General features: G+C 64.7%; 7 protein-coding genes. 5 read left to right on the top strand and 2 right to left on the bottom strand.

Features of this window, described 5'->3' with window-relative positions; genetic code table 11:
- The first annotated feature begins 336 nt into the window (after nucleotides 1-336).
- Both CAG22_RS25985 and CAG22_RS25980 read left to right on the top strand, forming a co-directional pair.
- Nucleotides 337-1407: an enoyl-CoA hydratase/isomerase family protein gene (locus CAG22_RS25985; protein ID WP_085588414.1), complete on the top strand. Its 1071-nt coding sequence runs from the start codon at nucleotides 337-339 to the stop codon at nucleotides 1405-1407.
- 16 nt (nucleotides 1408-1423) lie between these two features.
- On the top strand, nucleotides 1424-2575 hold the full coding sequence (locus tag CAG22_RS25980; RefSeq protein ID WP_003258582.1) for an acyl-CoA dehydrogenase family protein: 1152 nt from the start codon (nucleotides 1424-1426) through the stop codon (nucleotides 2573-2575).
- A 141-nt stretch (nucleotides 2576-2716) separates the two neighbouring features.
- On the opposite strand, the gene CAG22_RS25975 is transcribed toward CAG22_RS25980, so the two are convergent.
- The gene (locus CAG22_RS25975) at nucleotides 2717-3649 is read right to left on the bottom strand and encodes a LysR family transcriptional regulator (RefSeq protein ID WP_085588409.1); all 933 of its coding nucleotides are present in this window, start codon (nucleotides 3647-3649) and stop codon (nucleotides 2717-2719) included.
- A gap of 125 nt (nucleotides 3650-3774) precedes the next feature.
- Between CAG22_RS25975 and CAG22_RS25970 the strand changes: the two genes are divergently transcribed.
- The gene (locus tag CAG22_RS25970; RefSeq protein WP_075045088.1) at nucleotides 3775-4038 is read left to right on the top strand and encodes a DUF2790 domain-containing protein; all 264 of its coding nucleotides are present in this window, start codon (nucleotides 3775-3777) and stop codon (nucleotides 4036-4038) included.
- A 1-nt stretch (nucleotide 4039) separates the two neighbouring features.
- On the opposite strand, the gene CAG22_RS25965 is transcribed toward CAG22_RS25970, so the two are convergent.
- Complete coding sequence (locus tag CAG22_RS25965) at nucleotides 4040-4732, bottom strand: tRNA (adenine(22)-N(1))-methyltransferase TrmK (protein ID WP_085706455.1); 693 nt, start codon at nucleotides 4730-4732, stop codon at nucleotides 4040-4042.
- A gap of 136 nt (nucleotides 4733-4868) precedes the next feature.
- Between CAG22_RS25965 and CAG22_RS25960 the strand changes: the two genes are divergently transcribed.
- The gene (locus CAG22_RS25960; protein WP_015270613.1) at nucleotides 4869-5249 is read left to right on the top strand and encodes a RidA family protein; all 381 of its coding nucleotides are present in this window, start codon (nucleotides 4869-4871) and stop codon (nucleotides 5247-5249) included.
- Nucleotides 5250-5453: 204 nt separating this feature from the next.
- Nucleotides 5454-7454, top strand: a complete 2001-nt coding sequence (locus tag CAG22_RS25955; protein WP_085706454.1) for a U32 family peptidase — start codon at nucleotides 5454-5456, stop codon at nucleotides 7452-7454.
- Nucleotides 7455-7498: the final 44 nt, after the last annotated feature.

Genomic DNA, 7498 nt, shown 5'->3' with positions numbered 1-7498 from the left:
AGCTGGCCAGAATTGCATTCGCCTTGATGAAGACTCAAGGCGAATACATGAGCAAAGGGGGCAAAAAGCATTGCCCACAACCATAGAATCTCCCACAGGTACAGCGCAGGCCTTGAAAGTTGTGCGGTACCTGGGAGCTGGCTTGCCGGCGATAGGGCCAGCCCGGCCAACCTGAAACCTTGCTAGAGTGGCGTTATCGCCACACAAGACAAAAATGCAGAATCCCCCTGCAGATTTGTCGATTGTGCAAGGCAAATTCGCATGACAGGATCCTGCGATCCTCCAGCGAACTCCAGACTTCACTTGGAAAATCAATAACAAAGCAGGGAGAACGCAATGACTGCGCACGCTCATACCTCGGCAACCGACCATGTGCTGGCCGAGGTCCGCAACCAGATCGGCCATCTGACCCTGAACCGCCCCGCCGGCCTCAATGCCCTGACCCTGGACATGGTCCGCAGCCTGCGCCAGCACCTCGACTTGTGGGCCGAAGACCCGCACGTGCACGCCGTGGTACTGCGTGGCGAGGGCCCCAAGGGTTTCTGCGCCGGTGGCGATATCCGCTCGCTGCACGACAGCTTCAAGGCCGGCGAAACGCTGCATGAGAGCTTCTTTGTCGAGGAATACGCCCTTGACCTGGCCATCCACCGTTACCGCAAGCCGGTGCTTGTGCTGATGGACGGCTTCACCCTCGGTGGCGGCATGGGCCTGGCCCAGGGCTGCGACCTGCGCGTGGTCACCGAGCGCAGCCGCCTGGGCATGCCCGAAGTGGCAATCGGCTACTTCCCGGATGTAGGTGGCAGCTACTTCCTGTCGCGTATCCCTGGCGAGCTGGGCACCTACCTGGGCGTCAGTGGCAGCCAGATCCAGGCAGCCGATGCGCTGTACTGCGGCCTGGCCGACTGGTACTTGGCCAGCGACCAGCTGGCAGCCCTCGACGAGGGCCTGGACCAGCTGCACTTCGGCGACAACCCACTCAAGGACCTGCAGAACCTGCTGGCCAGGCTCGGCACCCAGGTGCTCGACGATGCGCCGCTGGAAAAACTGCGCCCGGTCATCGACCACTTCTTCGCCCTGCCCGACGTGCCTGCCATCGTCGAGCAACTGCGTGCGGTGAGCATTGGCGACAGCCACGCCTGGGCCGTGGCCACCGCCGACCAGCTGGAAAGCCGCTCGCCGCTGGCCATGGCGGTTACTCTGGAGATGCTGCGCCGGGGTCGCCACCTGAGCCTTGACGACTGCTTTGCCATGGAGCTGCACCTGGACCGCCAGTGGTTCCAGCACGGCGACATCATCGAAGGCGTGCGCGCGCTGATCATCGACAAGGACAAGCAGCCACGCTGGAACCCGCCGACCCTGGCCGCACTGCAACGCCAGCGGGTCGACCAATTCTTCGAAGGCCTGTGAGCCCGGGAGTACACAGATGCAAGACCTGGAACTGAGCGAAGAACAGATCATGATCCGCGACATGGCCCGGGACTTTGCCCGTGGCGAGATCGCCCCGCATGCCCAGGCCTGGGAAAAGGCCGGCTGGATCGACGATGGCGTGGTGCGCAAGATGGGCGAACTGGGCCTGCTGGGCATGGTGGTGCCGGAAGACTTTGGCGGCAGCTACACCGACTATGTCGCCTACGCCCTGGCGGTGGAAGAGATCGCCGCCGGCTGCGGTGCCACCGGAGCGATGATGAGCATCCACAACTCGGTGGGCTGCGGCCCGCTGCTGGCCTACGGCACGGCCGAACAGCAACAGCAGTGGCTGCCACGCCTGGCCACCGGCGAGGTGATCGGCTGCTTCTGCCTGACCGAGCCACAGGCCGGTTCCGAGGCGCACAACCTGCGTACCCGCGCCGAGCTGGTGGACGGCCAGTGGGTGATCAACGGCGCCAAGCAGTTCGTCAGCAACGCCCGCCGCGCCGGGTTGGCCATCGTCTTCGCGGTGACCGACCCGGAGTTGGGCAAAAAGGGCCTGTCGGCGTTCCTGGTGCCAACCGACAACCCGGGCTTCAAGGTCGATCGCAGCGAGCACAAGATGGGCATCCGCGCTTCCGACACCTGCGCGGTCACCTTCGACAACTGCCGCATCCCTGCCGCCAACATCCTCGGTGAGCGTGGCAAGGGCCTGGCCATCGCCCTGTCCAACCTCGAGGGCGGCCGTATCGGCATTGCTGCCCAGGCACTGGGCATTGCCCGCGCCGCGTTCGAGGCGGCGCTGGCCTACTCGCGTGATCGGGTGCAGTTCGGCAAGCCGATCAACGAACACCAGAGCATCGCCAACCTGCTGGCCGACATGCAGGTGCAGGTGAATGCCGCGCGCTTGCTGATCCTGCATGCCGCGCGCCTGCGCAGCGCCGGCAAGCCGTGCCTGTCGGAGGCCTCGCAGGCCAAGCTGTTCGCTTCGGAAATGGCCGAGCGGGTGTGCTCGATGGCGATCCAGGTGCATGGCGGGTATGGCTACCTGGAGGATTACCCGGTGGAGCGCTACTACCGCGATGCGCGGATCACGCAGATCTATGAAGGGTCTAGCGAGATCCAGCGGATGCTGATTGCGCGGGAGTTGAAGCACTACCCACTGTAGGAGCGGCCTTGTGTCGCGATAGGGCCGCATGGCGGCCCCAGCAATTTGTGCATCGAAGCTGACATCCTGGGGCCGCTTTGCGGCCCTTTCGCGACACAAGGCCGCTCCTACAAGGGCCAGCGTTAACCGCCCCGCACTCGTCTATCGCCAATAGCGCGAATCATCCACCACCCTGGCATGCCCCTCGAACAGCGCCGGCAGTTGCTCCTTGAGGTAGTCGATCCAGGTGCGCACCTTTGCATCCAGATAATGCCGTGACGGGTAGATCGCATACAGCGCGCTCTCGCGCAGGCGATACGGCGCCAGCAACCGGCACAACCGCCCCTGCTCGATCGCCTGGCTGGCGGTGTAGAACGGCAGCAGGCCAATGCCCATGCCCAGCTCGCTGGCCACCAGCATGGCGTCGGCGACGTTGGTGGAAAAACTGTCGCTCGGTGCGATCACGCACTGGTCAACCCCTTGCGGGAACACCCAGTCACCTTCGTACATCGGATAAGCCATGCGCAGGCAACGGTGCTGGTGCAGGTCTTCCGGGCGCTCTGGCACGCCGTGGGCCACCAGGTAGCTCGGCGCCGCGCAGGGGATACTGAAAATGTTGCCCAGCGGCACGGCGATCAGCTGCGAATCCGGCAGCGCCCCGTCCACGGTAATCACCACGTCATGCCCTTCGGCCAGTGGGTCGGGGTTGCGCTGGGACAGGGTCAGCTCGATCACCACCTCCGGGCACAATGCGTTGTAGCCGGCCACCAGCGGCATCAGTAACAGGCCCAGGCCGTGCGGGCAATGCAAACGCAGGTGGCCGCGGGGCGTGAGGTGCGCGCCACGGGCTTCGCCCACCGCCTCTTCGGTCAGCAACATGATCTGCCGCGAGCGCTCGAGAAACCGCTCGCCCGCCTCGCTCATGCGCAAACGCCGCGTGGTGCGGTGCAGCAGACGGGTCTGCAGCTGGTTTTCCAGCTCGGCAACGATGCGCGAAACCTGCGCCGCGGAAATGTCCAGGGCATTGGCGGCCGCAGCGAAGCTGCCACATTCCACCACACGGGCGAAGGTACGCATGGCATGCAGCATGTCCATGAAGGTGTGCTCCTTGTTCGGTCTTATTCTTGCGTTACAGGCAGGAATCTATCACGGGTTAGCCCATTTATTGTGGATGACCAATGAATGGATCATTAGCCATACATTGAAAAAAGGAGCCTGCCATGAAACGTTCGATCGCTGTCCTTGCCGTTGCCGCTACTCTCGCCTCGTTCGGTGCCCTTGCCGACACCGGCAGCAACCAGCCGGTCAGCAGCAGCAACTACGAATACGGCATGCCGCTGGACGTGGCCAAGGTCATCTCCATCACCCCGGCCAGCAACGCCGCCGACTGCCAGGTTGGCACCGCGCACATGGTGTATGTCGACCATCAGGGCCAGAAGCGCGAAATCGACTACCGGGAAATGGGCAACTGCTCGCAGCAGTGAGTCAGGCCAGCACCTCGGTGATCCAGCCGACCTGTTGCCTGAAGTCGTCGATTTTCGCCTGAGGCACCGCACCGCGGGCCCGCTCGAAGTTGGCCAGGGTCTGCTGCTTCTGCCGCAGCATGCGCCGCCACTTGACCAGGAACGCCTCGCTTTTCTCCTGCACCAGCACCGGGCCGAAGTACAGCTGTTCAGCGGTGTACACCGCCCCGCCCGGCTCGGCGACGATGATCTCGTAGTCGAAGCGGTTTTCCCGCAGCAGCTCTTCGCTGACGATCCGGTAACCATTGCCCACCAGCCACTGGCGCAATTCGCGCTCGGCGCCATTGGGCTGCAGCACCAGGCGGGTGACGCCAGCCAGGCGTTGTTTGCCGGCCTCGAGGATTTCGCACATGGTGTCGCCCCCCATGCCGCAGATACTGATCACCGAGATGCGGTCTTCCGCCTCGACCGCTGCCAGGCCATCGGCCAGGCGCACGCTGACCCGCCCTTCCAGGCCGTTCCTGCGCACGTTGCGCTGGGCCGAAGCGAACGGCGTCTGCGCCACCTCGCCCGCTACCGCCGCGTCCAGCACGCCGCGCAGCATCAAGGCCACCGGCAGGTAGCCATGGTCCGAGCCGATGTCGGCCAGGCGCGCGCCTTGCGGTACTTGTGCAGCCACGCGCTCCAGGCGCCTGGACAATGTCTGTTCGTTCAACGTAAACCCCTGCTTTGCAATCGGCCGCGATTCTGACGGCGAACGCCGCGCATTTCAAACACCGGGGTGCCCTCGACCGTGCCGGCGCGCTCGCGTAGGCTTGCCGCTTTCCTTCCGTAGCAAGGCAAGACACCCCATGGCACAAGCAGACATCATCTACACCCCGGACCCGGACGCCGAGTCGATTTCCTCCGACGTTGCCGAATACAACGGCGTGCTGGTCACCACGCAGATCCCGACCCATGCCGATGGCAGCCTGGAACTGGGCGGCATCGTCGAGCAGAGCGAGTGCACCCTGCAGGCGCTGAAAGTGGCGCTGGAGAAGGCCGGCAGCGGCATGGACCGCGTGCTGCACCTGACCATCTACCTCACCGACATGGCCGACCGCGCGGCATTCAACGAGGTGTACCAGCGCTTCTTCAGCAAGCCCTGGCCGGTACGCGCCGCCGTGGGCGTGGCTGCACTGGCGTTCGAAGGCATGCGCGTGGAAGTGACCGCAATGGCAGCCAAGCGCTGATTCACCCTCAAGGGCCCTATCGCCGGCAAGCCAGCTCCCACCTCGACCGCGCTGCCCTCAGGCCTGTGCAGTACCTGTGGGAGCTGGCTTGCCGGCGATAGGGCCGGTGCAGGCAGTACACCTCTCGGCACCCCGATGATGCCGCCAGCCCGTTTCGCCGCTACAATGCCCGCCTAAACCGTGACAGCCCGAACCTATAACGACATGTCCCTTCCAAAGAATCACCTGGAACTGCTCAGCCCTGCCCGTGACGTGACCATCGCCCGCGAAGCGATCCTGCACGGTGCCGACGCCATCTACATCGGTGGCCCGAGCTTCGGCGCGCGCCATAACGCCTGCAACGAAGTCAGCGATATCGCCGAACTGGTCGAGTTCGCCCATCGCTACCATGCACGCGTGTTCACCACCATCAACACCATCCTCCACGACAACGAGCTGGAGCCCGCGCGCAAGCTGATCCACCAGCTGTACGACGCCGGTGTCGACGCGCTGATCGTGCAGGACCTGGGGGTGATGGAGCTGGATATCCCGCCGATCGAGCTGCACGCCAGCACCCAGACCGACATCCGCACCCTGGAACGGGCCAGGTTCCTCGACCAGGCCGGCTTCTCCCAGCTGGTGCTGGCGCGTGAGCTGAACCTGCAGCAGATCCGCGCCATCGCCGCCGAAACCGACGCCGCCATCGAGTTCTTCATCCACGGTGCGCTGTGCGTGGCCTTCTCCGGCCAGTGCAACATCTCCCATGCGCAGACCGGCCGCAGCGCCAACCGTGGCGACTGCTCGCAAGCCTGCCGCCTGCCCTACACCCTGAAGGATGACCAGGGCCGCGTGGTTGCGTTCGAGAAGCACTTGCTGTCGATGAAGGACAACAACCAGACCGCCAACCTGGCCGACCTGGTCGATGCTGGTGTGCGCTCGTTCAAGATCGAAGGCCGCTACAAGGACGTGGCCTATGTGAAGAACATCACCGCCCACTACCGCAAGGAGCTCGACGCCATCCTCGAAGGCCGCCCGGAGCTGGCCCGCGCCTCCAGCGGCCGCACCGAGCACTTCTTCGTGCCCGACCCGGACAAGACCTTCCACCGCGGCAGCACCGACTACTTCGTCACCGACCGCAAGGTCGACATCGGCGCCTTCGACTCGCCAACCTTCACCGGCCTGCCGGTGGGTGTGGTGGAAAAGGTCGGCAAGCGTGACCTGCAGGTGGTCACCGAGGTGCCGCTGACCAACGGCGACGGCCTCAATGTGCTGGTCAAGCGCGAAGTGGTGGGTTTCCGCGCCAACATCGCCGAACCGCGTGGCGAGTTCGAGGAAGACGGCGAGAAGCGCTACCGCTACCGCGTCGAGCCCAACGAAATGCCCGAAGGCCTGCACAAGCTGCGGCCCAACCACCCGCTGTCGCGCAACCTCGACCACAACTGGCAGCAAGCCCTGCAACGCACCTCGGCCGAGCGCCGCGTCGGTGTGCAATGGCACGCAGTACTGCGCGAGCAACGCCTGGCGCTGACCGTCACTAGCGAGGAAGGCGTGAGCGCGCAAGTGGCACTGGACGGCCCGTTCGGCCCGGCCAACAAGCCGCAGCAGGCACTGGACCAGCTGCACGACCTGCTCGGCCAACTGGGTACCACCATGTACCACGCCGACAGCATCGAGCTGGACGCCCCGCAGGCGTACTTCGTCCCCAACTCGCAGCTCAAGGCCCTGCGCCGCGAAGCCATCGAGGCGCTGACTGCAGCACGGGTGCAGGCGCACCCGCGTGGCGGGCGCAAGGCCGAGACCACGCCACCGCCGGTATACCCCGAGTCGCACCTGTCGTTCCTGGCCAACGTGTACAACCAGAAGGCCCGCGACTTCTACCACCGCCACGGCGTGCAACTGATCGACGCGGCCTACGAGGCTCATGAAGAGCACGGCGAAGTGCCGGTGATGATCACCAAGCACTGCCTGCGCTTCTCCTTCAACCTGTGCCCCAAGCAGGCCAAGGGCGTGACCGGCGTGCGCACCAAGGTAGCGCCGATGCAGCTGATCCAGGGTGATGAAGTGCTGACCCTGAAGTTCGACTGCAAGCCGTGCGAAATGCACGTGATCGGCAAGATGAAAAGCCACATCATCGACCTGCCGACCCCGGGCAGCGCGGTTGCGCAGGTGGTTGGGCATATCAGCCCGGAAGACCTGCTGAAGACCATTCCGCGCGGGCCGCATTGATTTAGCCTGCAAGGGCCCTTTCGCGGGCACGCCCGCTCCCACAG

Origin of the sequence: Pseudomonas sp. B8(2017) (assembly GCF_002113575.1) — a bacterium.
In the GTDB taxonomy this organism is placed as follows: domain Bacteria; phylum Pseudomonadota; class Gammaproteobacteria; order Pseudomonadales; family Pseudomonadaceae; genus Aquipseudomonas; species Aquipseudomonas putida_Z.
This window is presented reverse-complemented; position numbering and strand designations above follow the sequence as displayed.